This is a genomic window from Brevibacillus brevis (genome assembly GCF_900637055.1).
GTDB lineage: Bacteria > Bacillota > Bacilli > Brevibacillales > Brevibacillaceae > Brevibacillus > Brevibacillus brevis.
This window is the reverse complement of the sequence record NZ_LR134338.1, coordinates 2,570,347-2,594,300: the sequence shown is the minus strand read 5'-3', so window position 1 is coordinate 2,594,300 and position 23,954 is coordinate 2,570,347. Positions and strand designations below refer to the sequence as shown.

Annotated in this window: 29 protein-coding genes; 16 read left to right on the top strand and 13 right to left on the bottom strand. The window is 41.8% G+C overall.

Annotated features, from left to right (window positions below; translation table 11 throughout):
* Positions 1 to 57: 57 nt before the first annotated feature.
* The gene (gene lexA / locus EL268_RS13045) at positions 58 to 681 is read left to right on the top strand and encodes a transcriptional repressor LexA (protein ID WP_007718939.1); all 624 of its coding nucleotides are present in this window, start codon (positions 58 to 60) and stop codon (positions 679 to 681) included.
* Between the two features lie 50 nt (positions 682 to 731).
* On the opposite strand, the gene EL268_RS13040 is transcribed toward lexA, so the two are convergent.
* The gene (locus EL268_RS13040; RefSeq protein WP_106656523.1) at positions 732 to 1,217 is read right to left on the bottom strand and encodes a DUF456 domain-containing protein; all 486 of its coding nucleotides are present in this window, start codon (positions 1,215 to 1,217) and stop codon (positions 732 to 734) included.
* A 108-nt stretch (positions 1,218 to 1,325) separates the two neighbouring features.
* Here EL268_RS13040 and EL268_RS13035 point away from each other — a divergent pair, with 108 nt between their 5' ends.
* A complete protein-coding gene (locus tag EL268_RS13035) occupies positions 1,326 to 1,901 on the top strand; it encodes a DUF4269 domain-containing protein (RefSeq protein WP_106656524.1) in 576 nt (191 codons plus the stop codon).
* Here EL268_RS13035 and EL268_RS13030 read toward each other — a convergent pair.
* Entirely contained in the window at positions 1,898 to 2,587 is a 690-nt protein-coding gene (locus tag EL268_RS13030; RefSeq protein ID WP_106656525.1) for an SOS response-associated peptidase, read from the bottom strand. The two genes, EL268_RS13035 and EL268_RS13030, sit on opposite strands and share 4 nt — an antisense overlap.
* Positions 2,588 to 2,673: 86 nt before the next feature.
* Positions 2,674 to 3,564, bottom strand: a complete 891-nt coding sequence (locus EL268_RS13025) for a GNAT family N-acetyltransferase (protein WP_106656526.1) — start codon at positions 3,562 to 3,564, stop codon at positions 2,674 to 2,676.
* Between the two features lie 687 nt (positions 3,565 to 4,251).
* On the opposite strand from EL268_RS13025, the gene EL268_RS13020 reads away from it, so the two are divergent.
* A complete protein-coding gene (locus EL268_RS13020; RefSeq protein ID WP_106656527.1) occupies positions 4,252 to 4,515 on the top strand; it encodes a CD3324 family protein in 264 nt (87 codons plus the stop codon).
* A 157-nt stretch (positions 4,516 to 4,672) separates the two neighbouring features.
* On the top strand, positions 4,673 to 5,311 hold the full coding sequence (locus EL268_RS13015) for a FusB/FusC family EF-G-binding protein (RefSeq protein WP_106656528.1): 639 nt from the start codon (positions 4,673 to 4,675) through the stop codon (positions 5,309 to 5,311).
* Positions 5,312 to 5,374: 63 nt separating this feature from the next.
* On the opposite strand, the gene EL268_RS13010 is transcribed toward EL268_RS13015, so the two are convergent.
* The 4 genes from EL268_RS13010 to EL268_RS12995 all read right to left on the bottom strand — a co-directional run bounded on the left by EL268_RS13010 (position 5,375) and on the right by EL268_RS12995 (position 8,013).
* Complete coding sequence (locus tag EL268_RS13010) at positions 5,375 to 5,890, bottom strand: SRPBCC domain-containing protein (protein WP_106656529.1); 516 nt, start codon at positions 5,888 to 5,890, stop codon at positions 5,375 to 5,377.
* A 31-nt stretch (positions 5,891 to 5,921) separates the two neighbouring features.
* Entirely contained in the window at positions 5,922 to 6,266 is a 345-nt protein-coding gene (locus EL268_RS13005; protein WP_106656530.1) for an ArsR/SmtB family transcription factor, read from the bottom strand.
* A gap of 162 nt (positions 6,267 to 6,428) precedes the next feature.
* The gene (locus EL268_RS13000; RefSeq protein WP_106656531.1) at positions 6,429 to 7,394 is read right to left on the bottom strand and encodes an SDR family NAD(P)-dependent oxidoreductase; all 966 of its coding nucleotides are present in this window, start codon (positions 7,392 to 7,394) and stop codon (positions 6,429 to 6,431) included.
* 112 nt (positions 7,395 to 7,506) lie between these two features.
* The gene (locus tag EL268_RS12995; protein ID WP_106656532.1) at positions 7,507 to 8,013 is read right to left on the bottom strand and encodes a TetR/AcrR family transcriptional regulator; all 507 of its coding nucleotides are present in this window, start codon (positions 8,011 to 8,013) and stop codon (positions 7,507 to 7,509) included.
* Positions 8,014 to 9,025: 1,012 nt separating this feature from the next.
* On the opposite strand from EL268_RS12995, the gene EL268_RS32785 reads away from it, so the two are divergent.
* The 3 genes from EL268_RS32785 (at position 9,026) to EL268_RS12980 (ending at position 12,226) form a co-directional block, all read left to right on the top strand.
* Positions 9,026 to 9,163, top strand: coding sequence for a hypothetical protein (locus EL268_RS32785; protein WP_164724472.1), 138 nt, complete (start codon positions 9,026 to 9,028; stop codon positions 9,161 to 9,163).
* Between the two features lie 1,174 nt (positions 9,164 to 10,337).
* Positions 10,338 to 10,424 (top strand): sporulation protein YjcZ, encoded by an 87-nt coding sequence (gene yjcZ / locus EL268_RS12985; RefSeq protein WP_083995000.1) that lies wholly within the window; start codon positions 10,338 to 10,340, stop codon positions 10,422 to 10,424.
* Between the two features lie 809 nt (positions 10,425 to 11,233).
* Positions 11,234 to 12,226, top strand: coding sequence for a GNAT family N-acetyltransferase (locus EL268_RS12980; RefSeq protein WP_106656533.1), 993 nt, complete (start codon positions 11,234 to 11,236; stop codon positions 12,224 to 12,226).
* A 594-nt stretch (positions 12,227 to 12,820) separates the two neighbouring features.
* Here the strand turns inward: EL268_RS12980 and EL268_RS12975 are convergent.
* Positions 12,821 to 13,852, bottom strand: a complete 1,032-nt coding sequence (locus tag EL268_RS12975; protein WP_106656534.1) for a Cfr family 23S rRNA (adenine(2503)-C(8))-methyltransferase — start codon at positions 13,850 to 13,852, stop codon at positions 12,821 to 12,823.
* Positions 13,853 to 14,617: 765 nt separating this feature from the next.
* Between EL268_RS12975 and EL268_RS12970 the strand changes: the two genes are divergently transcribed.
* A complete protein-coding gene (locus EL268_RS12970; RefSeq protein WP_106656535.1) occupies positions 14,618 to 15,019 on the top strand; it encodes a hypothetical protein in 402 nt (133 codons plus the stop codon).
* An 804-nt stretch (positions 15,020 to 15,823) separates the two neighbouring features.
* Here EL268_RS12970 and EL268_RS12965 read toward each other — a convergent pair.
* A complete protein-coding gene (locus tag EL268_RS12965; protein ID WP_106656536.1) occupies positions 15,824 to 16,771 on the bottom strand; it encodes an ABC transporter substrate-binding protein in 948 nt (315 codons plus the stop codon).
* A gap of 363 nt (positions 16,772 to 17,134) precedes the next feature.
* On the opposite strand from EL268_RS12965, the gene EL268_RS12960 reads away from it, so the two are divergent.
* Positions 17,135 to 17,773 carry a flavin reductase family protein gene (locus tag EL268_RS12960; RefSeq protein ID WP_106656537.1) on the top strand — a complete coding sequence of 213 codons (639 nt, stop codon included), beginning with the start codon at positions 17,135 to 17,137 and terminating at the stop codon, positions 17,771 to 17,773.
* A gap of 40 nt (positions 17,774 to 17,813) precedes the next feature.
* On the opposite strand, the gene EL268_RS33940 is transcribed toward EL268_RS12960, so the two are convergent.
* Positions 17,814 to 17,948, bottom strand: coding sequence for a hypothetical protein (locus EL268_RS33940; protein WP_373863408.1), 135 nt, complete (start codon positions 17,946 to 17,948; stop codon positions 17,814 to 17,816).
* 121 nt (positions 17,949 to 18,069) lie between these two features.
* On the opposite strand from EL268_RS33940, the gene EL268_RS33685 reads away from it, so the two are divergent.
* Both EL268_RS33685 and EL268_RS12950 read left to right on the top strand, forming a co-directional pair.
* Positions 18,070 to 18,201, top strand: a complete 132-nt coding sequence (locus EL268_RS33685) for a hypothetical protein (protein WP_255438263.1) — start codon at positions 18,070 to 18,072, stop codon at positions 18,199 to 18,201.
* Positions 18,202 to 18,605: 404 nt separating this feature from the next.
* Positions 18,606 to 19,061, top strand: a complete 456-nt coding sequence (locus EL268_RS12950; protein WP_164724471.1) for a PLAT/LH2 domain-containing protein — start codon at positions 18,606 to 18,608, stop codon at positions 19,059 to 19,061.
* Positions 19,062 to 19,140: 79 nt separating this feature from the next.
* On the opposite strand, the gene EL268_RS33935 is transcribed toward EL268_RS12950, so the two are convergent.
* From EL268_RS33935 to EL268_RS33115, 3 genes are all read right to left on the bottom strand, one after another.
* Positions 19,141 to 19,242: a YopX family protein gene (locus EL268_RS33935; protein WP_373863409.1), complete on the bottom strand. Its 102-nt coding sequence runs from the start codon at positions 19,240 to 19,242 to the stop codon at positions 19,141 to 19,143.
* 908 nt (positions 19,243 to 20,150) lie between these two features.
* A complete protein-coding gene (locus EL268_RS33120; protein WP_197724044.1) occupies positions 20,151 to 20,387 on the bottom strand; it encodes a hypothetical protein in 237 nt (78 codons plus the stop codon).
* Positions 20,384 to 20,527 (bottom strand): hypothetical protein, encoded by a 144-nt coding sequence (locus tag EL268_RS33115; RefSeq protein WP_197724043.1) that lies wholly within the window; start codon positions 20,525 to 20,527, stop codon positions 20,384 to 20,386. Before EL268_RS33115 ends, EL268_RS33120 begins: the two co-directional genes overlap by 4 nt.
* Positions 20,528 to 20,617: 90 nt before the next feature.
* On the opposite strand from EL268_RS33115, the gene EL268_RS12935 reads away from it, so the two are divergent.
* From EL268_RS12935 to EL268_RS12915, 5 genes are all read left to right on the top strand, one after another.
* A complete protein-coding gene (locus tag EL268_RS12935; protein ID WP_106656541.1) occupies positions 20,618 to 20,974 on the top strand; it encodes a hypothetical protein in 357 nt (118 codons plus the stop codon).
* Between the two features lie 588 nt (positions 20,975 to 21,562).
* Complete coding sequence (locus tag EL268_RS12930) at positions 21,563 to 22,192, top strand: hypothetical protein (protein WP_106656542.1); 630 nt, start codon at positions 21,563 to 21,565, stop codon at positions 22,190 to 22,192.
* Between the two features lie 146 nt (positions 22,193 to 22,338).
* The gene (locus EL268_RS12925) at positions 22,339 to 22,713 is read left to right on the top strand and encodes a hypothetical protein (RefSeq protein ID WP_232030404.1); all 375 of its coding nucleotides are present in this window, start codon (positions 22,339 to 22,341) and stop codon (positions 22,711 to 22,713) included.
* A gap of 185 nt (positions 22,714 to 22,898) precedes the next feature.
* Positions 22,899 to 23,213 (top strand): helix-turn-helix domain-containing protein, encoded by a 315-nt coding sequence (locus EL268_RS12920; RefSeq protein WP_106656544.1) that lies wholly within the window; start codon positions 22,899 to 22,901, stop codon positions 23,211 to 23,213.
* A complete protein-coding gene (locus tag EL268_RS12915; RefSeq protein ID WP_164724470.1) occupies positions 23,174 to 23,929 on the top strand; it encodes an IS3 family transposase in 756 nt (251 codons plus the stop codon). The genes EL268_RS12920 and EL268_RS12915 overlap by 40 nt, the downstream gene beginning before the upstream one ends.
* Positions 23,930 to 23,954 lie beyond the last annotated feature (25 nt).

Genomic DNA, 23,954 nt, shown 5'->3' with positions numbered 1-23,954 from the left:
CAAGCTCCCATGGTATAATATAGGAAAATATGTTCGAGAAATCAGGGGTGTCTTTCTATGTCAAAATTATCGAGTAGACAACAAGCCATCATCGAGTTCATACGAAAGGAAGTTCGTGATAAAGGATATCCGCCATCTGTACGTGAAATTGGAGAAGCTGTTGGACTAGCTTCCAGCTCAACGGTACATGGGCATTTGGCACGTTTAGAGAAAAAAGGCCTCATTCGTCGAGATCCTACCAAACCTCGTGCCATCGAATTGCTATCAGATGAAGATCGTTTTCAAGACAATTTCGAAGACTCTGTCGTCCGTGTGCCAGTAATCGGAAAAGTAACCGCTGGACAACCGATTACTGCCATTGAGGATGTGGAAGAATACTTCCCGCTTCCAGATAATATCGTGACTTCTGACAAGGTCTATATGCTGCGCGTCTCCGGGAACAGTATGATTGATGCCGGGATTCTCGACGGGGACTACGTAATTGTTCGCCAACAGCACGTAGCGAACAATGGTGACATTGTCGTAGCCATGACAGAAGAAGACGAAGCCACCGTCAAAAGATTTTTCAAAGAAAAGAACCACTTCCGTCTCCAACCGGAAAATGCCACGATGGAACCGATCATTCTGGAACATGTCACCATTCTCGGTAAAGTCATCGGTGTCTATCGACTCATTCACTAGTTTCCACGTAAAAAAGGACAGCCTCGGCTGTCCTTTTCGTTTTCTGTATGTTATCTGGCGATAAAAAACCAGATGATCATCGTAACTTGCAAAATGACTTTTACGACCGCACTGCCCAAAAATCCGATCAGTGAGCCTACGCCCGCTTTCACTGCTCGCTCCATTGACTGCTTCTGTACCATCAGTTCTACCAGAACGACAAATACGAACGGCAAGATCAGCATACCAAACGGTGGGAAAACGAAAATCCCGAGGATAATTCCGACCACAGCCGCAACGGACGACCACTTGGACCCCCCGTACCTTTTCACGAAGTACATGTTCGTCAGTAAGTCAGCACCGTAAAGCAGAATGCTTAGAACGACCATTCCCCACCAAAAGGATGCCGGCAATCCCGCTCCCGGATCTGCAATGAAAAAGTGATAGAGCAAAAAGCCCGCCCACAGCAAGATCGTATCAGGTAAAACGGGTAAAAAAATTCCTGCGATGCTTAGCAAGAACAATAACACAACCACGACCCACAAAAATATTTCCATCCACTACACTCCCTTCATCTAGGTATACGAGTAATGACCGATTTCGTTGCGTACTTATTCACTTTTGTCTAAACTATTTTAAAAGAAAGTAGACATGGAGGTAGTCTCATGAGAAATTGGCATGATCTCTCTTACTTGGGCAGAGGAACGATGCGCCAAAAAGCGGCGTGGGCAGCGATTCAACATACGCACATCATGAAAGTACTATCCGATTACCGCCCAGTGCTTGCCGGAACCATCCCATTGGACATTGATGTCAAGGAAAGCGATCTAGACATTATTTGCGAAAGTCATGATCTGGAACAGTTTGAGCAAGCTGTTCGTACAGCGTTTGGCTGCTTGCCCGGATTTGAAGTGACATACCTGGATGTAAAAAGTATTCCCACGTGCGTTATCTCGTTTTTCACAGCTGACTTTTGGTTTGAATTGTTTGCTCAACCGGTGGCTGTCGAAAAGCAAAATGCCTACCGTCATATGGACATTGAAGCACGATTGTTAGACATAGGAGGCTTGGATGCGTACCAACATATCAGATCTCTGAAGCAAAGCGGCATCAAAACAGAGCCTGCATTTGCTCGATACTTTCATATTCCGGGTAATGATCCCTATGAGGCATTGTTGCAATTGGAGCCGTTAACCGACCAGGAATTACGACAAAGAATTCAGCTCCTGCGAAAGGATTAATCTTCGAACAAAGAACCGATGTCTACTTCTTGAATACAGGAAGGATCATCATTTTTGGGACTGCCCACTTTGGTAGATACCGGATACACCGTCATCTCGCTGGAATCATAGGGGGTAAACAGTGACTGTAGCTGCAGCTGATCATACTTCTCCCGATCAAGCCATAAGTCCTCGTCATCTTTCTTTAAGATGACAGGCATTCGCTCATGTATATTCTTCATGAGCTCATTCGCCTTTGTCGTAACAATCGTGCAGGTATGTACTTTTTCTCCCTCTTGATTCGTCCACGTATCATACAGGCCAGCAAAAGCAAATGGTTCCCCGGTCTTCATCATGATCCGAATCGGTTGCTTCCCTGTAATGGCGTTCATCCACTCATAAAAGCTGTCAGCAGGAAGGATGCATCTCTTTCGGGCGAAAAGCTGTTTGAATGCGGGCTTTTCATTTAATGTCTCGCAACGCGCATTGATCATTTTGTAGCTGCTCTTCTCATCGGCAGCCCACGACGGCACTAACCCCCATCTCAACTGACCCATACGTCGCTCGCCACGATTAGCAATAATCGCTGGAATGAACTGACCCGGTGCAATATTGTACCGTGGCTTTGCATCAAATGGAATGACTTCGATTTGGAACCGTTCCTTCCATTTTTCCAAGTTCGTTACGAGAGTAAAACGGCCACACATGCTTTTCCCCTCACACCCCTCCATACTGGACGTCTGCTTTTTCTCTTCTACTTTACTGTTTCACCTGACGTGTCATTTCAAACCTTTTATGCGTGTGAAGTAAGCGGAAAACGAAAATGCTCTCTCTCCATTTTTAACGAGGGACGAACAAATAAGGCATCATCCGTCGTTGTCATCCATGCAGATTGGATCTTTTCATTCTCACTATCCGGCATAAAGTGAAAATGAATGATCGTTGTCTCAGCCGTTACCAAATGAGAAAGGACTGCTTCTATATCAACTGGTTTTTTACTTACTAGATCAAATACATGCAGGTGGTCATCTTCTTGTTCAAATAAGACAATCACATCCTCTTCTTCGACATAATAAATCGCATCCCGAAAAGCGAGCAGAAAGTAAAACATCAACAGATGCTCGCTATCCTTGACACCCAATTTCGATGAAACAGGAATTCGTTTGGCAGCAAATTCCTTCATGATGATAAAATCAACCTCATTATCAACATCTAGCTTGCGCAAGACCGACTTTTTTCCTACTTGCTTTTTCAAATCAGACGCCATTAAGCGAAAACTACTTTCCTGTACTCTCTCAAATCCGAACTTCGGATAAAAATCGAGCACAGTTTCGTTGGCAAACAAATAAATAAAATCGTATTCCTTCTCGCATGTTTGAAGAATATGGTTCATCAATTTTGCTGCCAATCCTTGGGTGCGATATGCCGGGTGCGTCATGACCGTTCCGATCTGGAGTGCCTTATAGTCTTTACCATTGGATGTCACGACCATCTTGCTGGCAGAAGCGTTGGCAATGACCTGGTCCCCATCCATATAGGAGTAGCAGACATAGTTGTCATTCCAAAAGCCCTTGTTATACCATTCTTTAAAATCGAGCTGAAAGATCAGCTTGGCGAGGTCATTAAAGCTTTCCTTGTATGTTTCGATATGCTTGTAGTCGCTAATCAAACGATATTCACCCATGTAAAAACCTCCCATTCTATTGTTAGTGCTGTTTGTCATCATCCATTCCTTTTCAGCAATCCCTTCGTTCCAATAAAAAAGACCACAAGAAGAATTCTCTTCTCATGGTCAAATTTATCGATGTGAGGAAGACACCTATCCCGAACAGAATAGATATCATGCACAAACGGAAATTTGTTTTGATGAGATATAATGTCTTCTAATCGCTTTTGGAAAAAAGGGGTAAAAAATAAACAAAGGGCATGCCCTTCATTTGACCTTTTCCCGTATCAAATTCAGTTAGAATTTTATTTAGCGATTGTCAGTTTCATCATATTCTATCAAAACCTCTTTTCACATTCGTTACCTTTACTATATTTGACTTTCAATAGGCTGTAAATGAGTAATTCATATGTTTTAGTTGCGTAAGTACCGTTATACAAAAAAGTCATTTTCTTATATAATTACATATAGTCCCTTCGTATATAGGAAGGGAAAACCATACCTCGAGGGGGGTGTACCAATGGCGAATGCTCTCAATTTGCCACATACCGCAGCGGCTCATGCAAAGCCTAGAAATAGTGAGGCGATACTTTGCATGAGGTGGTCTTACGTTTAATCGAATCATCGCCTTCATTTGCGTATCTCATTTCCTATTTCTTGGCTTTGCCCCTTATTTGCCTATTTATAAATAAGGAGCGAGCAGAAATGAAATGTGTGAAAGCAAATTTAATCCTTCCTGAATCGTTACTCGCAGAAATTCAAAAGTACGTGCAAGGAGAAACCATTTACATTCCGAAGACAAAAGTAGCCCATCAAAGATGGGGGACGCGTACTGGCGGGAGAAAACTCCTGGATGAGCGGAATACGGCTATTAAAAGCAGCTTCCGGGCCGGGACGGCTATTTCTCAGTTAGCGGAGGAATACTTTTTGTCTACAGAGACGATTAAAAAGATCGTGTATACCAAATAGACGTTTATCAAGCACTGACGACCTTTCCATTCAGGTTGTCAGTGCTTTTTTATGGCGAGTTTTTTTAGGAAATGTCCTCCCCCTTTCTCCTCTCTTGCAAACACGCTAAAGTAAAGAAGAACCCACCTTACAAGACAGAAGCAGGAGGAACCGAAAGATGGAACCTTTTATCCATACGCATCAGTATCACTTCATTAAATCACGCGTTCAAGCAATCATGAACGCCTATGCGACCAGTACAGACGTCAACGTGATTCGTGCTCGCAAAGAAATCGCCCATGAAGAAATCTTTCAGTTGTTCCCAAACATGACGGAAGAACAAAAAGAGATTTTGCAGCCGATTGACTCGATTAAAGAAAAAGCAGAAGGAAAGCAGTTTTTGCATCAACTTTCACCGTTTGTGATTCCATTCCCTGCTCTCACAGAGGCTTCCATTAAGAAGCTCTTTCCAAAAGTAAAGAAGCTGAAAGTCTCGAATTTAGCTGAGATCAATTTTTCAGAAATCTCTTATGTGAGCTGGCTAGACACTGCGACGGAAAAGAAATTTATTGTCGCTTACCACGAAGGAAAACTGATTGGCATACACGGACAATTTACAAACGTAAACAAAAAAGGCGTTTGTGCTCTCTGTAATCGCTTTGAGGAAATCGGCATGTTCGTACTCGAAGCAAAAGGTTCTGGGGATGGAACGTATTTGAAAAAAGGAAACTACATTTGCCAAGACAGTGTGACGTGCAATCAAAATATCATTTCGTTGGATAAGTTAAATGATTTTATCTCGCTAATGGTGAAATAAATCTGCAACGAAAATGAAAAAGCCGCCGGGTCTCCATGCCAGGCGGCCTTTCCTATATGTCCCTTACTTAATCTCGTTCAGACTCTCTTCCAAACGATCCCATGTTTGGGTGATACCCTCTAGCATGCCCATGTCCATGACAGTCTTCAGTGCTTCTGCGGACACGTATTCACCACGGCTAACCAACTTCGTCTTGCCGCCCAAATCAATGAATTCCATCGTGACCTCTGTTGAAGGCATTGTATCATTCGTATTGCCTTCTGCATCTGAAAAGTAATCGGTATAGATGATTTTTTCCGGCTCGACAATTTCCTTATAAACGGCCTTGCCCCAAGATTCCATGCCGTAAAAATCACCTTGATTCTTATCGACACATTTCATGCAGTAGTGCCAAACACCGCCCGGTCGGAATTCGACATGACAAACCGGAAGTTCCCAGCCTTTCGGTCCCCACCAACGCTTGAGATGCTCAGGCTCCTTAAACATCTTGAACACGAGATCTCTGGGCGCGTCGAAAACACGCTCCAATATCAGCACCCGCTCATTCTCTACCTTTGAAACCATTGTATTTCTTGTCATAGCAATTCCTCCTCATTCATTTGAGTGGATCTCAAGAATTTTCCTTGTTTTGCAGTTCCCGCAAATAGTCTTCCAGATTATCGAATCTTTCTTCCATAACACGCTGGAATGATCTCACCCAAGAATCCAGCGCTCGGAAGGGCTCGGGCCTGAGTTTGTAAAATCGACGATTGGCTTCGGCCTTCACATCTACGATCCCGTTGTCACTAAGCACCTTCAAATGCTTCGAGGCTTGGGGTTGGCGAAGCCCCAGTTGTTCAGCGATTTCCCCTACAGTTAGAGGACCCTCGCGTAAAAGTTCGACGATTTTCATACGATTCGGTTCAGCCAAAGCACTCAGCGTCGCCATGTCCATGCCCGGATCCATCCCTGACATGTCACTCACCTCGTTACATGATGGATTCTACGTTCATCTCATCCCCTTCAGCGTTATTGTGATCATCTTGTTAGGTAAAATATACACCAAGGGGAATATTCCTGTAAAGGAATATTTAAAGAATTATTTGTTAGTGATTAATCAATAACTAACCGCTAGCATTTATTTCATGGAAGTTCGATTCTGCAAATGCTGGATCGTTGCCGTTATACCCTCCTCGAAATTCGTCGCTGGGATCGGTCCAATAAGCCGTTTATATTTTTCTCCGCTAAGGATCAACGGTTTTTCGGTTAAGTACAGCATCTCGACAACCTCCTTCATCACAGGGACGAACATACCTAACAAAGACAAACCCATTTTGCCAAGAGGAATGACAGGTTTCACGGTGCCACTTGCTTTTTGGGCGATTCGAACAATGTCTCGACCGGAAATGATGCCTCCACCTGGAATATGCCAGTTTTGTCCATAAGCCAACTCACGGCTGGCCAACTCTACAATCATCTTCGCCGCATCCGGCAAATAAACAAACTCGCGAGGAACGCGCATATTCCCAATGAAAAGCCCTGGTTTTCCAGCCGCAATTGCCTCAAGTGTGGAACCCAAATACGATGCTTGATTAGCAGTAGGTCCGTAATAATCCGGTAATCTGACAATCATCGTTCGCGCATGATCCCAGCGACTGCTAAACAGCATCTGTTCAAATGCCAATCTGATTTTTCCTTTCTTCGTATGCGGTTGCTTTGGATGCTCTTCCGTCACTGGTTCCATCTGCTTTCTTCCGTATGGATAAATGCCGTCTACTGCAACAACCTTCAAACCTTTCTTGTTGGCGGCTTCCATAACCGCTTCGCCAAGTGGGATCAGCTTATTTACCATCTCGTGATATGGGACGTTTGCACAATGGAAAAGTACATCCGCTCCTTCCGATGCTGCTACGATGTCTTGAGACCGGAATGCATCCCCGACGGCCAGGTACAAATGTGCTGGATTCCCCAGCTCTGACGCCATTTGTTCTAGCTTTTGTCGAGAACGCCCAAAAGCAATTGTTTCAACCCCTCGATTGATGAGTTCCGCCAAAATTGCCGCTCCCGTTCCGCCTGTTGCCCCGACTACAATCGCTTTTTTCATTCAGATCATCTCCACTTGTTTTATTTGTGATTGATCAATCACTAACTAATTTGAACTATAACGTTTTAGTTAGTGATTAGTCAATAACTAATTGTCGCATTTTTTTTCTCCGCTACACCTCCATCAATTCTGGCATGTCCAAAGCCGCTGAAATATTACACAGCATTCCTCTTGCCAGGAAAATTAGTGTTCTCTCTTCCGGACTCGCGATGCCCGCTTCACGAAAAGCTGTTAGGACAATCTGACGAACCTCCCGAAATCCTTCGCGCATTGCCTCTCGAATCGAAGGCTCTTGAATCGTCTGGGACTGCATTTGAAGAAGTATTTCATTTTGATGGGAAGCCAAAATCTTTTCATATGCCTTGATTAAATCTGTTTCCACTTGCTCTTTGGATGTGGACTCCACAACGAGACGGAAAGAGTCAATGATTCGCTCCCACGAAGCCTCCAAGGCTGCCTGTAACAGAGCTTCCTTCGATGCAAAAAACTTGAAAATATACGGCTGGGAAATCTTTGCACGCTCTGCCACTTGCGCTGTCGTTGCCCGGAAATATCCGATTTCAGCAAAAACTTCAATGGCAGCAGAAATGATTTCCGTTTTACGATTGACCGACGTCATTGCAAGATCGACTCCTTTTAGTGATTAATCAATAATAACTGATTATACGCCAGTTTGTGATGGGTTTCAAATGACGTGTAGCACTCTCATACAGACTTGCCACAAACCTCGCGATTGATGATGGGTGTTTGCTTGTTCTCACAGTTGCAAATGATTAAGAAAGCCTTGATGATTCTAGTAGTAAGCTCTGTTGTCGCGGTACCAGGCTTAGCCACAACCGCCCAAGGAGCAACACTCCCGTTACAGGGGAAGTCGGTCCCCTTCGCAGCAAGCACTACCCAATATGACTGGAAAGGGAAAGAAACTTCTTACGCTGTCCAACCAACAAGCTGACGTTGAAACTCCATCGACATCAGCTGGTTTCCTTTCCTATTTCAATTTCTAACACACTCTTTTTCTATGTCCTTTTACAAAGTGGCGGCTGCCGCTTGGCGCTGTATTCCAACAATAGTTAATGAAGAATGGAGAGACATAATTAGATGCTTTCAAGTGAGAGATCATTGAACGATAATTTTACATTGCCGCAGGTATCAGTCAGTTCCCTTTCTTGTTATCACAATTCGTAGTTTAATAACTAAGACAACGACATTTCATTAGCAGATTTTTATTTTCCGAATTTTTGGTATTTTTCATGTTAATTTGAGTGTATGTGTGTTATTATTAAATTAGAAGTTATATTTTTCCATTTAAGGAGGTGAATAACAATGTTGAAGAAATTACTTCAAAAAATAGGTGCTAACTCATACCGCCCATGCCCTCGGGAGTGCATTCCAGCAGGAAAACACTGTATGTGTCCTGCGTAATGTTAGATGGTACTTAAAAAAGGCCGTCCCAAAAACCATGTGCGTGGCGGAGGGATGGTCTTTTTCCGTCTAACTATTCATCAAAATTTCTTGACTGTTTTACGGATTCACTCTATGAGCACTCGCCAGCTACTCGATTTCTTTTCAGAATAGATGTTGTTCACGAGCCTATACTTTTTTTGAAGTTACACTTACGAGGGGGAAGATTTATGAAAAAGCTTGCTCTGTTTGGTATTGCTGCTGCATTACTTTTATCGCTTTCATTTCCTGGGGTTAGCAGCGCAAAAGAACAACGCGTACCATGTGAAGCTGACGGGTATTGCGGATGGCCGACCTATAGCGTTTAACACCAAACATTCCAATAAAGACTGATATGAAATAGTAACGTAAAAGAAAGCAAAGTAAATTCTACATCGTTTATTTTAGCTAAACATCATACACCGACTGTTCAACGATCGGTATGATGTTTTTCTTTTTTCTTATTTGTAAATTACGATTCGTGATACCATTATGAAAAAACATATATGAATGGAAACTTTCCATTACCGATTGGTAAAAGAACTGGTTTCATTTGCATTTCCTATTGAATCGTTTTCTCTGTGTTCCTCGTCTTATTAAACAAACGTATGTAGCAGGGAGAAGAAAGCATGAAAAGTCTTTGAAAATGATGATTGGTTTGGCCTTTGCTTTTTGGTTCTTTATTCTTTGGGCCAATAAATCGCTTCTTTCAAGCGATATTCCAGTAACCATCTCGACCTGGGGCACGATCGTTTTCTCTTTCAGTTATCTCGTTTCTACGGTAGTAGCTCTTATCTATGTCAGGTTTACGCATAATGGAAAGATACATATCTTCCTGTCTATTCCTACACTTTTGTGGATTCTGATGCAGCGTAAATCTCCGAATTTTACCTAAAACAAATGCTACATCACTATATCCATGATTGTTCATGATCCTTCTTCAAGTGTTATTCATGAATCCCAGCTTTGCATTGGTCTCTTGAGAAAATAAGTTCAAATTTAGAAGAAATCACCTCAGATTATTTCCAAATTCTTCGAAAGGCTTGAAGCTTTAACTCCGAACATCGTGTTCAAATAAAATTCATGTTCTTATAATCACTTACCCACGATAATATGGTAATACATGGAAGATATATCTACCAAGGAGGTGAATGAACATGCTGAAGAAGCTCCTGAAAAAGTTAGGTTCAAATTATTCAATTGAGCCTTGCGGAGATTCATGCATTATTTATCATGGCAGATGCTTATGCCCTTGGTAGAGATAGCTACACTCACGAAAGTTCCAAGAAGGCTGTCCCGAATGCCATAAATGTGGCTAAGGGATGGTCTTTTTTCGTCATATCTCCCTGATTTTTTAACATAATTGAGTTTGTGGACATGACAGGTAACAGTTGGTTACATGCCCAAATTTCCCACTTGCTGTGATATCGCCCTTACATAGCTCCTCCATTTGCATAGCTTGAGTTTGAGGTTCTTCCTCATACTCTTGAAGGGGTGATATCGATGGGATTCTTTGACGACAATTTTGCTTTAGTTTTGGTTCTTTTCGTTTTATTAACAATTGTTGCTGTCAGCTGTGATGATTGCTAATATCCGTCCAATGTTTTTGGCGGCTTAGCTGCCCTCTTTCTCACTCTTAGACATAATTGAGCTTTGAGCCCATCTTTTTGTCCAATCCTCCCCCGTTACGCTTTAGTAGAAGTCGTGCAGTATTGCGGAGAGGTTAGATTTGGACACCCTGTCATACGACATAACTTTTTCAGTGGTATGTCCTTCACCTACGATTTCAACAAAAAAGCCGCCCGGTTCTTCCCCCCGAGCGGCTTAACGCCTTTCACATCATCATGTTAGGAACCTAACAACTCGTCACTGTATAGCCCCCTTGCGATGGGCATTTTTTTAGTACAACCGATTTACCTCATTCTGCTGCCTCATCACAGTTTCTCTTATAGTAAATGGCATGCTCAGTACTCTGCCTAGCCAAGATTCTCCATTTCCATCGTCATCACGATAAAGGGGGTGCCATCGTTTACGAATGAGGCCGACTCTTTAAATCTCGCTCTTGTATAAACTATAATAGGTACCATCTAATAGTTCCTGAAATGTTTCTGGACTATCTTCAAAATCATAAAAAGAATATTCCTGCGGATATTTCCAAGTTGCGACTTGCTTTGCACTGTATTTGTCATCAACTGAAAGTTCATTTATTGCCCCTCCATAAAACCTTTAAAAACTCACTTCGTTTTTCAGAGAGCTACCCCCTGCTTTTGCTTCACCTTCTATACGAATTTTCTCCATGTTATTCTCCTCATGACTTAAAGTACGAGTTGGATGAAGGAAACGAATTGCAATAGATTAAGAACAGCTTTATGATGATAAAAAACAGAGGTGTCCATTTCATGTATTTCATACCATTTACTGACGAGTTAATCTCAGAGGCTGGGCAACTATTGTCCAATCGTCATAGACTAGATCGAGAAATCCTTTCGGTACTACCCATTGAATGTGAAGAGGAAAATTATGCAACGACTGCTGTTAAAACGATATGGTCAAAACCAAACAGTAGCGGAGTCGCAGCAATTGAAGATGGTAAATTAGTCGGTTACCTAATTGGACAAAAGATTGAAAATCCTCTTCGGGATCGACATGTCTGGATTAATTTGGAGGGTCATGCAATTTCTCGCAATACCTCTGTTGAATTATATAGAGATCTTTATTCAGAGGCTTCTCAACTATGGGTAGATGAGGGATATTTCAGTCATTTTGCACTCATTCCAGCCAGTCAACCGGAATTACTTCATTCTTGGTTCCGTTTAGGATTTGGCTTTGAACAAACACATGCATTACTCTCATTACTTGATCGGGAATCTCCCCTTCCCTTGAGCATTCCAGATGTTGAAATTCGCTTGGCATCCCCAGAAGATCGTAGCTTGGTAGAGGATATTGCAAATATGATTAGAACTCATCAAAATAAGGCACCCGTTTTTGGTTATTCTTTACGTGATGATCCTCAGGAATTACGTAAAGGTTATGCAGGTCTCCTTGATGATCATGATGTCGATTTCTGGATCGCCTTAAAAGATGGAAAAATTGTTTCTTTCCAAGGATATTTCCCCTTAGATACAAGTAATGTAAATTTGAATGTACCGGATCGTTGTGTTGAATTAGGAGTTGCTGGTACTCTAGATCAATTTCGCGGGCAAGGTATTAATTATGCACTTACTCTACATGGACTTGCCCATGCGAAGAAAAAAGGATATGTCTACTGCATGACAGATTGGAGAGAAACGAATTTACAATCTTCACGTTATTGGCCTCGTCAAGGTTTCCTTCCTGTTTCTTACAGAGTTTCTCGCCTTATTGATAGCAGAATAACCTCGGTAAAAGAGTAGTTCCAAATACCCGTCCCCTCCGATATTTTGAAATGCTGTATTCAAATAAATGTTTCACGAATCCGTCCAATTTTTACAAAATTCCTTCTAAGCTGATCTACTATAGATCAGCTTGTTTTCATATCTAACCCAAATGATCGCAAACCGCCACCTTATATACTAGCACCGTTCCCCCTCCTTATCTCCCTAACTATTCCTGTAAGTCACCCATTCTGATTAGTTAAGTTCATACACATTGTTGCTTGCCAAAACGTAATTAGGGATTATTTAGCAATTTTGGACCTTGAATCTTTGCAAACATCTCAAAACCTTGTATCTCTAGATACCAAGTGGGGCTGCTGGGATCACAAAGATTGCTCGAATACACGTCACTACGTACAAATTCACCAGCGTTGCAAGAGAATAGATGGTACCAGCGACTATTAAGATGTATACCGAGAAGGCTGCCTCTAAGTAGATAATTCTACAAACGGGGCAGCCCTAGCAACCACATTTTCTTCAAATGAAGGAGATCTCTATTAGTTTAATGGGTATATTGGGGTCTGTTGCAGACCCGCTGCGTCCGGCGTAATAAATTTTAATTTTCGGCATCGATTATTCAGAGCGGTATAGCTGGCCGCATGCCACGTTAATGTCCGATCCGAATTGAGTTCGGACCGTGATGCTTATACCCTTTGACTTCAAGATCCGAACAAACGATTTAATCTGAGTAGGATCGGATTGCCGATAGCTGTCTGGCGTAACTTCGGTAGAATTGAATGGAATCAGGTTAACGTGGTAGAGATGTTCCCAAGGTCCCCTTCCCCTTAGCAACCCGGCAACTGCTTCCGCGTGCGCCGTCGAGTCGTTTACTCCACGAAGAAGAATATATGCAATATATACCTTTCTCCCTGTTTGCCGGATGTGACGATCCAATGCCATCAGTACGTCGCGGACTGGGAATCGGTCGTTGATCGGCATCAGCTCACTTCGCTGATCGTCGAACGGCGAATGCAGCGAGAAGGTTAGATTGACCTGGGGAAACTCCCGAGTCAGCTTGTCGATTCCCTGCAACAGGCCGATAGTGGAAATCGTAATTCGTCGATGTCCTAAACCAAAGAGATACGGGTCGGTCAATATCGTCATTGCATCAAAAATATGCGGGTTGGCAAGCGCCTCCCCCATGCCCATGAATGAGATGCTGTCCAAAGTGTGGCCGTTCAAGCGAAAGTACAGCAATTGGTCGGTAATTTCGTCGGCGGTCAGATTTCGTTTCAGGCCAATGGTACCGGTAGCACAAAACTTGCACCCGAATCCGCAGCCGCACTGTGTGGAAATACAATACGATTTCCACCCCCGCTCATAAGTAAGTCGTACGGCCTCCACGCGTTCGTCACCCGGAATAGCAAACAGCACCTTGCTAACCTGTTTCGATGTGAATTCCTTTACCGGAACGATACTGCAAACGTTTGGACCAAGTATCCGGTTCAACTCGTCACGCAAAAATTTGGGTAGTATGGTCATCCGTCCGTATTCGCCGATATTTTGCTTGAAAATTGCGTCCATAATCTGAGCATACCGATACTTGGGCTGCTTGAAGTCGGACAATATTCGCCGAATCGTTTCATATTTCGAGGTTAGTTTCATGTCTTCTCCTTACCGCCGGAGAAACCGTAAAAAGCAACCGTCAATTGGCGCTATGACACGTCATGTCAATAATCAACTATACAGAAAAAGCGCACACGTTTACAGACAGATTACTACGTGCACCTGTCGATAGATTGGTAAACCTCCGGCAACCGATTTGTTTTTTTGTGAACCGCTTCACACAATAGGAACCGGTTCACATAATCATCTACAACCTCAATCTCCATCACTTTCATCCTCCTAGAAATGGTTTATCTCTTGCAGTTCCACAATCTTTGTCCCGATATGCCTCCAAAAATTCGCTGTCATGCTTCAACCTCGACTAACGGCTGTTTGTGATACGCCATCTGAGATATTTTCAGTCTTTCCGAGCTCGACAACCTCCTTTGTCAGAATAAAAAAAGAGCTACAAGAAAGTTACCTTTCTTGTAGCTCAAAAAATACGGCACATCCAACCCATTGCAGGGTATAAAAAGGATATATTTTCTGAGTGAAAAGAATAAGGTAACTATCTTGCCAATAAAGAATAAAAGAAATTCTGCTTTATTCTTTAAAAAGGTGGCAAGAATTATTACATTATCCTCTTCAACTCCAATCGTTAAGTGTCAGCACGATTTTAACATACCAGTTTTTACATTACAACTTATTAAATGACAACTCGAAAATTTATGTAAATATTTACCAATTCATTCAATTTAAGTATAATTACCTTTAGTTCGTATAATTAGAATTTGATCAGAATTGATTCAAAGGAGTGTACTAGGTATGAAAAAACAGCTTCTCTCTATTTCGATGCTCGCTTTACTCCTCTCTGGCGGACCTGCCTATGCTTCCGCTTCTACCAATGCTCAAGTACAAGGTGAACCAAAAATATCCATGGAGCAGCAAAAACAAGAACAACAATTCACCAAATATTACTACCTTACACCTGGTCAGTTAAGTCCAAAAGAAGCGATTTATCTAAAGAAAGGGCAGGAGCTCCGTATCAATCCAAGAGGAAGCTTTGCTAATTACACCGTCTATCATGCTGAAAATAAACAGATTTGGAGCGGTACGACAGGAATCATTATTAAGGCTGATGCGGACGGGTATCGCTACGTACAATTTCAAGCCCCCTATTCCTATGAAGATCAAAATGTTATCGTAGCTACTTTTACGATTCAATAAAACATGAATAGCTTTTAGCCCGTCTTGTTTGTGAAGACGGGCTTTATACATATTTGCATTGCTCTTTCTTCCCGACACATTATTTCAATGTCAGCCTAATACCGTATTGTTCGTCAACCACTTCGCGTTGTCCATTCCTCCTGTGATAAGTCGAATAGCCAGCTTGCATCCTACCTTAGAGACGTTCCTAAATACTGATCTACATACATTTTTGAGACATAAGTACATTTGGCCAATCAAAACGATAATGGAGTTCGTACACTATCTAAGATCGTCATCAGGAGGGAATATCACTTGAAAAAGAAAAAATCAAAGTCTAAGCGCTTCAAGAAAGTAAATGGTCAATTGGTTGAATTTCTTCCTAGCTATCAAGAATGTGTGAACGAATGTAGACGTGTAAGTCCGCCTCAGGAAGATTGTGAAACGTTATGTCTCCCGTACCTAGACCCAAGAAGAGTACGATTGGATGTAGAGTGTTATGAACGTTGCCGTCGCTGGAGATCTCACGGGATTTGTGATCACATTTGTCAGGTGCCCTATTAAGCAGTAAGGCAGCTAAATATTCAGCCAACCGAGCAGGCATTGTTTTTCCTACCCTTAACGTTCGCGTTTACGCCGTGTTTCGTGGGTGCAGCCAAGATGACCTTTATTTTTTAAATGCACCCACGAAAGAAAAATTCTCTCGCACCAACAGGCACAAGGGGTTTCGCTTATTAGTAAGCAGTCAAACATAGCATATATTTTATCAAGTCCACGATAGGAAACAACTTTCGAATAGCTCCATTTTTAGTGTCTATCGCATGGTTATTGCTTTTTCAGCAACATGCTGCCAATCTCCTCTAAGAGCATTTCCTTGCCGATTGGGCCAAAGGCTTTGGTGTTGAATGTTTCATTGGTTACTTCATAGAGATGGCCTTGTTGAACTGCCTTGTTGCTTTTCCATACTGGGCTCTTTTTCAGTTCTGCGTAAACATCATCCGCTTTTCCGCCGAAATTGACGAGGAACATATGGTCTGGCTGAAACTTTGTCAGACCTTCCAGCTCGATCATTTCCATTGTTTTATCGGCAGGTGTTCCGGTAGCTGGCTTCAAACCGAGATCAGAGAACAGGATATCTGCATATCCATAGTTGCCGTACACGCGGAACAATTTTGGCGTTACGGCCAGGAACATGAAGGTCTGGTCGCCGTACGCTTGCTTGAGTTGCTCGCGCATCCCTTTCGTCTTCTCGTCGTAGCCAGCCAACCATTTGTTCACGTCCTCTTCTTGTCCGAGCAGGCGACCGATTTCTTTAAACTTATCACGCCACTTGTCCATATCTGTCTCCAGAACGACAGTCGGCGCAATTTTGGACAGCTGCTCGTACATCTTTTGCTGGCGGTTATTCATAATAATCAGGTCTGGCTTTGTTTCTACAACAGCTTCCAGATTGATGGAGTCATCCCACATCCATCCAACCGGTTTTACATCGGTCAGCTTATCTGCTACGTGGGACATGATTTTTGTCTTGTATGTATTGGCCGTAGCAACAGGCTTGTGTCCCAAAATTAAAAGCTCCTCCGCTGCTCCCGAGACGTCTGCAATTCGCTTTGGTTCCGCCGGGATCGTCACTTCCCCCATTAGATGCTTGACTACGCGTGTCTCAGACTTCTTGGGTGCTTCCGAAGCTGTTTGGCTGCTTCCGCAACCCGCCGATACGAGAGTGACTAATGCAACCAAGCAGGTCAGTACGATTCGTGTTCCTTTTTTCATGCGCTCATTTCTCCTTGTCACGTGATGTTTGGTGTGAAGTAATGTTTGATAATGATTATCATTATAAGTGACAGAGTAGATAATCACATATTTGAGCTCTCATGTCAATGATTTTTATATTTTTTGTGTATATAAAGAAAAGAGCTGGTCCCATTGTCTTTCGACTTTAGGACAGCCCCTTTTTCTTTTTCTTGTTCCGTCCCCTTTCTGATTACTCCCTCCCCTTCTCACACGTAATGTTGTGTAAAGTTCAATCGAAATGAAACAGCAAAATAACGAAAAGAATAGTGATTATAATTTGATATAGGTCTCTTATCTGAGACGATGGGAAACTTTTCTTTTCATAGTGGAGGGAGCGCGATTATGCATAAGGTAGTTGAGCCAAAAATTCTTTATTTTGGGACGCCAGTTGTACTCATCAGCACATTAAATGAGGACAATTCTGTCAACCTTGCCCCTATGTCTTCTGCATGGTGGCTTAATCAATCATGCATGCTTGGAATGAGTAGCTCATCTCAAACTGTTACCAATTTGTTGCGTGAGGGCGAATGTGTTTTAAATCTTCCTTCGTCTGATCTTGCTCATGCGGTGGATCGTCTGGCTCTACTAACTGGGCGAAATCCTGTCCCGGAGCGCAAAGCTAATGTGGGATACCGATTTGAACCGGATAAATTCGGAACGGCTAGGTTCACCCCACAAGATTCGGACCTGATTCGGCCTCCACGCGTTGCGGAGTGCCCGGTTCAATTAGAGGCCGTGGTAGAACAGGTCCATGTTTTTGAACGGCCAAGCACTTTAAAAGCTATTGAAGTAAAGATTATACGCGTTCATGTTGATGAACAAGTCCTAATGACTGGCGAGAAGAACTACATCGATCCCGAGAAGTGGGGCCCACTGATTATGAACTTCTGTGAATTTTTTGGCCTTAGCCACAAGCTGCACCCGTCAAGATTAGCCCCAGTTTTTAGCCCCTCTCCAAGTTCCGTTAGCAAATCGAATTAAACAAGGGGTGCTATGAGCGCCCTTTTCTTTTCGATTGTTTTTACAAGAAGGACAGTATTCGAAAAAAACAGTAGAACTTCATGAAAGAAACTTGTCCGGCTCCAATCATTCCTGCCACTTCTCTGCTATCTACCAGCAGTTGTCCATTTTGATTTATGACAGTGAGATTCTTCATGCTTCTATCCCTCCTAGATACACACGAAATATTTTGTTAAATATCGCGATTTCTTTACTTTCATGCTATTATTCACAAAGGTACAAGTTACCTAATGATTACCAATTAAGGTGGTATAAAAATGGATGTATTAGTCTTTGGGATTGTGGTAATGATCTCAATTGTGAATTTGTATTATCTGCTGAAGCAAACCAATCAACATTTACAGAGAATCGAAGACCTGCTTACCAAGTTAATCGATAAGAAGGATTAACATAGTTCATCACAATTTCTCATATGTTAAATGTCGATTCCCTTTGCCATAAGATAAACCTGGGAAGTAAGCTTCACGGAGACACCCTTTTTGGTCTTCCCAGCATTCGGTACCATCCCTCGTCAATCGCTTCTTTCCACCCCAACGTCTCCGTGACTTTTGCATCCAACTCACGTCCTGCTTGCATCGCCTATTCCTTTCATTTCCACTGCACGAATACGAATTCAGTCGCTCTATCTCTTACATGCCCCAGCTAACAACTGCTTCCTGCATTTCTATACGAAATATTGATTGAACCTCCTTTTTAGCTCCCTTAACTCGCTGATACCCATATATTTACATTTGAGTAAATGTTTTGTATAATTTCATTGCTTCCAATATACCGATCTAAAGGAGTGTTTTACATGAAACGTTTAGGGATCTCTACTGTGCTAGCTTTTGCATTAATGCTAAGTGGAACAAGCGCTTTTGCTTCTGAGAGCCTCCAAAATTCAAATCAAATTGAACCACTTGCATCGTACACCTATAAAGTTACTGTCAAAACAAACAATGCAGATGACGCAGGAACAAATTCGAAAATTCAAATTAAATTGCATGGCTCCAAGAAGGATTCCCCATGGACAACCTTAGACAGTGCTGGTGATGATTTTGAGCAAGGTTCTACAGGTGTATATTACGTAACCGCATCCGCCTCTCTTGGTAGTATTCAAAAGATTGAAATTAAATCTGATGGCAAAGGTAATAAGCCAGGATGGTTACCATACTCCTTTGTAATACAAAAAGATACTTCAACTTGGAAATTCTACAATAATAAGTGGATTGGTGATAATGGGCCTGAAACAGTCACTTTAACTCCTTAATTAAAAGCACAGAAAGCCGTTAAGAAAAGGATTTGATTGAAGATCATGGTCTTCCCATGGTCTTTTTTCTTTATCAAAGTTAACTAGTTTCCAACAACTCAGGATTATCATAAATGTTCCCGATAATGGTTAGTGTGTCCCAATCGTTCCACATTGGGCTGCGCTGCTCGTTCTTATCAATTCGTTTTCCTCGTTATTACCAAGGATGGTATCAAAACAAAATGCTCCCGATGATTTGTGGAATCAATTTTTTCCTGGACAAAAAATTTAAAAGCACAAAACACACCGTACGCCATTGATATTAGTCATGATCTTGATGTTCCTGATAATTCGATCATTCATCTCGAGGTTTATGGAAATGAAATGGATACTGTTAGTGATGACGAATTACCAGGATTTATTCATACATGGAACAGAGATAGCAGTTGGGGCTTAGGATTTCATCCCGAGAAACAGTCCAATGACACATAACTTACACACTTAATTATGAAATTCCCCAAATATAGGGCATAATTAACACCTGTTTATTACTTCGCCTCCCACGTTTTTTTTATTACAGCGTAGGGTTATCTCATTTAACATTCAATTCTCCTCGTTTCTTCCTTAACTATTTTGATAATTGATATACAACTCGTTTTTTTCTACAATTCTTGGAAGAACAATCAATAGGAGTGTTGAAGAATATTCCCAAGAATTCTCCGTATTAATGGAACCACAAGGCACGACAGACTTCATGTAATTGGAGAGATAAATGATGTGATCTCTGTGAGTGGCGGTTGGGCGCTTGATTACAAAATGTTTTCGAACGTATCGATAAACATTCTCTTCGAGATATCTCTTCGCGATGTCAATAGATTATTAACTGAGATACTGAAGATTAATGTGCAACTAACCAACGAACGTATTTCTCTTTTAGAAGAAGTCACTCAAAAGCAAGCTCAGCTTAGTGAAGATGCTATTTTTGACATTCCTGGTACACTACAAATTACCTTTATTCACAACGATCCAGATCTTAAAATCCCAGTCCCTCCCTTTAATCTGTTACGATCCCACTCTTGTCTCCCTACACATTGTGATAAGATCGCTTATTCACTGACCTAAGCTGCCTTGGCTTTTCAGCAACATAATCGGACCATTAACAAAGGCTTTTAGAATTGGCTGCACATTGACATCGCTAAACCCCCCGCCAAATCCAATGAAACCAGTTTGACTAAAAGTAATGCCTTCTCTCCTGCTGAAATAGCTGCCGTCTATTTGGATTTGAGCGTGCTTTAGGCCGCTTTTTAAAATCTTCACATCTTTTACTCTTGGCTTGCTTACTTTCATGTCCATCTGTCGGGCATGTACACCGCCATACAAGAGATAAGACCAAGCATATTTTGCAATACCATGATGTCTTCTTTCGTCAAGACGTCATAACTCAGCCCTAAATTTTTGAAGTGCTCCCACGCTTCGTTACTCTCCATGCTTATCCTCCTTATCTCCCTGAGCATTGTGACAAACACGCTCCTCAAATGATACAATTCAAAAAAATGGATTCTGGGAGTGTGTCCATAATGAAAGAATTAATTACTAAGAGTAGTGTATTAAAAATTACATATGCTCTCATTTTTCTTGCTCTATTATTCTGGGTGACCCATATCGTTCAGGAATACTACAATCAAAAGCCAATTAGGGACAAAATTGAGTCACGCCTCGGTAAAGTACTGAGCGTTAAAGAAGTTGAATTCAAGGACACCCCCTTTGCTGTCAAAATGAGGGGAAGGGACATTACAAATAGCGACATAGAAAAACGTTACTATGAGGTTTCATATCTCCTTTATGACAACCAATACAGAGCATGGTTCAACGGTGAAGATTGGTTTTTCCAAGCAAACCCAATAAATGAGGAACTGGAAACTTATCACAATTGAGCATTTGTCTCAATTATGGGTGATTTGTGGGTGAAACTATTTTTACAGCCACACCCACAAATAGAAAAAACTCCTCGCACCTACAGGCACAAGGGGTTTCGCTTATTAATAAGCAGTCATGTATTGCTCGCGCTCCCAATCGTGGACGCGTGTGCGGAACATATTCTTGGCTTTCGATCAGTTTTAAAACTCCATGAAAATCGCAAAATATCAATTGTTTCACCTACTATTGTTTCAAATGACATCAAAGCGTTTCAAATTTTCGTGGGCAAAAAGTAGGCAAAATTCAAAACTCCTATTCTTTAAATTAAGTGCACCCAGGGCAAACAAGCTCCTGGAATCTGCACTTTTCTTTATGCCAAATATCTTTCTTTCATGCTTGTTTGTTAACAGGATCACGAACCCCTCCAGCTTCCATCCAAGCAGTTAAACTACTGAGTTGAAAGGAATCACGCTCGCTGCTTTCTGATCGTCATGGTTAGATCCAGCTCTACGGCATATAAAATTCCATTCATATACATATACTGGAAATATATGTTATAATAGTTCCACATTGAAAATTGCATAAAATATACTGGAGGGAAAAGAATGAATATTAAGAGGCTTTCTATCGCAACTGTTTTACTTAGCAGTTTAGTAGTATCTGGAGCTGGTTCTGTTTTCGCAGCATCTCAAGATGACACTACTAAAATAGGTAACCTGAAGATTGTTGAACGTGTATATGAAAACCCAGTAGAGTATGATTTTACACCAGCCCTTACAAAGAGTGATTCATCTAAAATTGGTCCCTTAGGCAATGATATGACTGGCACAGTCTATGAAATGTCTAAAAAGGACCTATACAAATCAAAATCTTATGAAGCTGATATTGAAAATGATAGTAGCGAAAACGATTCCTTTTCAAGAAAGGTTACTAGAAAAACCTTTGTTACCGGAAAAATAGGTGGGTCAGCCGAGACGAAAGTCAACTGGAGGATAATAGAGGGGAAAGTTGGTATTAGTGCAGAAGTTGCATTTGGACAAGAAGACACTGTAGAAACAACCCACACTTGGGTCATACCAAAGCGTACAATTACAACCGTTGAATACGGATCAAAAGCCGTAAAAACAACTGGAAGCATAGTGGAATATTTTCAAGGCAGAGTAACAGATTCTAACTACGTTAACGTCAAATACTCGTACAAAGAGTATTCTAGTAAAAAATCAAAAGATCTATGATCCGACCTCTCCATATACTACTTCTCCTTCTGTTCATAGTTCTTCTTAGTGGTTGTAGCGAGGCAGTAACAGACCCTAAAGAGAAGTCATATGTAGGCGTCTACGATTATTTCGAAGAAATTACAGGGGAGAATTTAAAAACATCCGTGCTTCAAATAACAAAAAACGGTAATTCGGCAGAACTCACGTTACGAATCTTAATTTCGGACGAGTTGAGAGAAAAAATGATGCATACGGAAAAACCCATTTACTTTACGTTTGCAGATATGCCAGGTAACGAGACCATTAAAAATTTGCTTGCTGAGACTCCTTCACACGTTCAAATTGAGTTAAACAGTAAAGAGAATCGGTATACGATTTCGCAACAGCTAAAGTTAAAAGAAAATTTAACAGAAGCTGATAACCAGGCGCTATTGTCTCCTGCCAATTACCGATTACAGGTCATAAACGAAGAAAAACTCTCTGTAGCTAGTTTTATGGGTTTAGAATATTCACTACTTCCTGAAGATAATCAGAAGTAGCAAATCGCTGGTTACGAATTGTACCTCGTGGTCAAATAAAGTATTTGTTTCGTGTACCCGCAAATTCCGCATACGAATAGACAAAAGTAAAAACCCGTCTCCTGGAAATGTAGTGCACCCCTTAAAGTAGACATTGGAAAAACCTCCGTGGTTTTACCGATGTCTACTTTAAGGGGTGTATTTTTATGCCAGCAAAGAAAGGGCAGAAGTTTAAGCATTACAGTGAAGAACTTAAGTTGCAAGCAATTCAGATGAGATTAAAGGGTGTTTCCAAACGGGTGATCATGGAAGAATTGAATATTCATGATAAGGACCGACTAAAGATCTGGATGCGGAAGTATAAGAAACTCGGAGAGTTTGGTCTTCTAGATCAACGTGGCCGTCGCGAAGAATACATAGATACAAACAGATATATAGAAACATTAAAGCGGGAGAATACACCATCAGTGAGCTCTGTAAGTTGTTTGGCGTCTCAAGAAGTGGATACTACGCATACTTAAAACGCCAAAGAATAGATCGGGACAAGTCTATGAAAGATTTAGTCCAGGCTGTGTATAAGAAGTACCACGGTAAATATGGGTATAGACAAATCCAACTATTTCTCCTGCAAGATCATGGGGTGTGGGTCAATCATAAGAAGGTACTACGTCTCATGCAAGAAATGGGGCTCCGTTCTCGAATACGCCGCAAGTATCGTTATCACCTTGCTTCATCGGTTGGGGGACGAGTTGCCCAAAATATTCTACAGCGTAATTTCAAAGCAGATGCGCCCAATCAAAAGTGGGTAACGGACGTCACACAGTATCGTGTTGCGGATACTTGGCTCTACCTGTCTGCTATTAAAGATTTGTTTAATAACGAAATCGTGGCCTATCACATGGATGTTCGCAACGACAATCAATTGGTCCTACGGACCTTTGAGAAAGCTTTTGAAAAGACGAAAGACGTGACTGGACTGATCGTTCACAGCGATCAAGGATTCCAATACACGTCCTACACTTACCACGACATGCTGCCAAAGGTTGGCGCCCAAATCAGCATGTCTAGAAGGGGCAACTGTTATGACAATGCCTCGATGGAGAGCTTCTTCTCGCATCTCAAAACGGAAGGGCTCTATCCTTATGATATCCGAAGTATCAATGAGGCACAAAGGCGAATTGAGGAGTACATTGAATTCTACAACCAAAATCGCCCGCAGAGAAAATTAAAAAGCTGACGCCTGTTGAATTCAGACGCCAGCT

What these genes read in the sequence shown, in the direction of transcription:
- lexA (WP_007718939.1), top strand. Translation starts at nt 58, where the DNA reads ATGTCAAAATTATCGAGTAGACAACAAGCCATCATCGAGTTCATACGA.
- EL268_RS13040 (WP_106656523.1), bottom strand. Translation starts at nt 1,217, where the DNA reads ATGGAAATATTTTTGTGGGTCGTGGTTGTGTTATTGTTCTTGCTAAGC.
- EL268_RS13035 (WP_106656524.1), top strand. Translation starts at nt 1,326, where the DNA reads ATGAGAAATTGGCATGATCTCTCTTACTTGGGCAGAGGAACGATGCGC.
- EL268_RS13030 (WP_106656525.1), bottom strand. Translation starts at nt 2,587, where the DNA reads ATGTGTGGCCGTTTTACTCTCGTAACGAACTTGGAAAAATGGAAGGAA.
- EL268_RS13025 (WP_106656526.1), bottom strand. Translation starts at nt 3,564, where the DNA reads ATGGGTGAATATCGTTTGATTAGCGACTACAAGCATATCGAAACATAC.
- EL268_RS13020 (WP_106656527.1), top strand. Translation starts at nt 4,252, where the DNA reads ATGAAATGTGTGAAAGCAAATTTAATCCTTCCTGAATCGTTACTCGCA.
- EL268_RS13015 (WP_106656528.1), top strand. Translation starts at nt 4,673, where the DNA reads ATGGAACCTTTTATCCATACGCATCAGTATCACTTCATTAAATCACGC.
- EL268_RS13010 (WP_106656529.1), bottom strand. Translation starts at nt 5,890, where the DNA reads ATGACAAGAAATACAATGGTTTCAAAGGTAGAGAATGAGCGGGTGCTG.
- EL268_RS13005 (WP_106656530.1), bottom strand. Translation starts at nt 6,266, where the DNA reads ATGTCAGGGATGGATCCGGGCATGGACATGGCGACGCTGAGTGCTTTG.
- EL268_RS13000 (WP_106656531.1), bottom strand. Translation starts at nt 7,394, where the DNA reads ATGAAAAAAGCGATTGTAGTCGGGGCAACAGGCGGAACGGGAGCGGCA.
- EL268_RS12995 (WP_106656532.1), bottom strand. Translation starts at nt 8,013, where the DNA reads ATGACGTCGGTCAATCGTAAAACGGAAATCATTTCTGCTGCCATTGAA.
- EL268_RS32785 (WP_164724472.1), top strand. Translation starts at nt 9,026, where the DNA reads ATGAAAAAGCTTGCTCTGTTTGGTATTGCTGCTGCATTACTTTTATCG.
- yjcZ (WP_083995000.1), top strand. Translation starts at nt 10,338, where the DNA reads ATGGGATTCTTTGACGACAATTTTGCTTTAGTTTTGGTTCTTTTCGTT.
- EL268_RS12980 (WP_106656533.1), top strand. Translation starts at nt 11,234, where the DNA reads ATGTATTTCATACCATTTACTGACGAGTTAATCTCAGAGGCTGGGCAA.
- EL268_RS12975 (WP_106656534.1), bottom strand. Translation starts at nt 13,852, where the DNA reads ATGAAACTAACCTCGAAATATGAAACGATTCGGCGAATATTGTCCGAC.
- EL268_RS12970 (WP_106656535.1), top strand. Translation starts at nt 14,618, where the DNA reads ATGAAAAAACAGCTTCTCTCTATTTCGATGCTCGCTTTACTCCTCTCT.
- EL268_RS12965 (WP_106656536.1), bottom strand. Translation starts at nt 16,771, where the DNA reads ATGAAAAAAGGAACACGAATCGTACTGACCTGCTTGGTTGCATTAGTC.
- EL268_RS12960 (WP_106656537.1), top strand. Translation starts at nt 17,135, where the DNA reads ATGCATAAGGTAGTTGAGCCAAAAATTCTTTATTTTGGGACGCCAGTT.
- EL268_RS33940 (WP_373863408.1), bottom strand. Translation starts at nt 17,948, where the DNA reads ATGAAGAATCTCACTGTCATAAATCAAAATGGACAACTGCTGGTAGAT.
- EL268_RS33685 (WP_255438263.1), top strand. Translation starts at nt 18,070, where the DNA reads ATGGATGTATTAGTCTTTGGGATTGTGGTAATGATCTCAATTGTGAAT.
- EL268_RS12950 (WP_164724471.1), top strand. Translation starts at nt 18,606, where the DNA reads ATGAAACGTTTAGGGATCTCTACTGTGCTAGCTTTTGCATTAATGCTA.
- EL268_RS33120 (WP_197724044.1), bottom strand. Translation starts at nt 20,387, where the DNA reads ATGAAAGTAAGCAAGCCAAGAGTAAAAGATGTGAAGATTTTAAAAAGC.
- EL268_RS33115 (WP_197724043.1), bottom strand. Translation starts at nt 20,527, where the DNA reads ATGGAGAGTAACGAAGCGTGGGAGCACTTCAAAAATTTAGGGCTGAGT.
- EL268_RS12935 (WP_106656541.1), top strand. Translation starts at nt 20,618, where the DNA reads ATGAAAGAATTAATTACTAAGAGTAGTGTATTAAAAATTACATATGCT.
- EL268_RS12930 (WP_106656542.1), top strand. Translation starts at nt 21,563, where the DNA reads ATGAATATTAAGAGGCTTTCTATCGCAACTGTTTTACTTAGCAGTTTA.
- EL268_RS12920 (WP_106656544.1), top strand. Translation starts at nt 22,899, where the DNA reads ATGCCAGCAAAGAAAGGGCAGAAGTTTAAGCATTACAGTGAAGAACTT.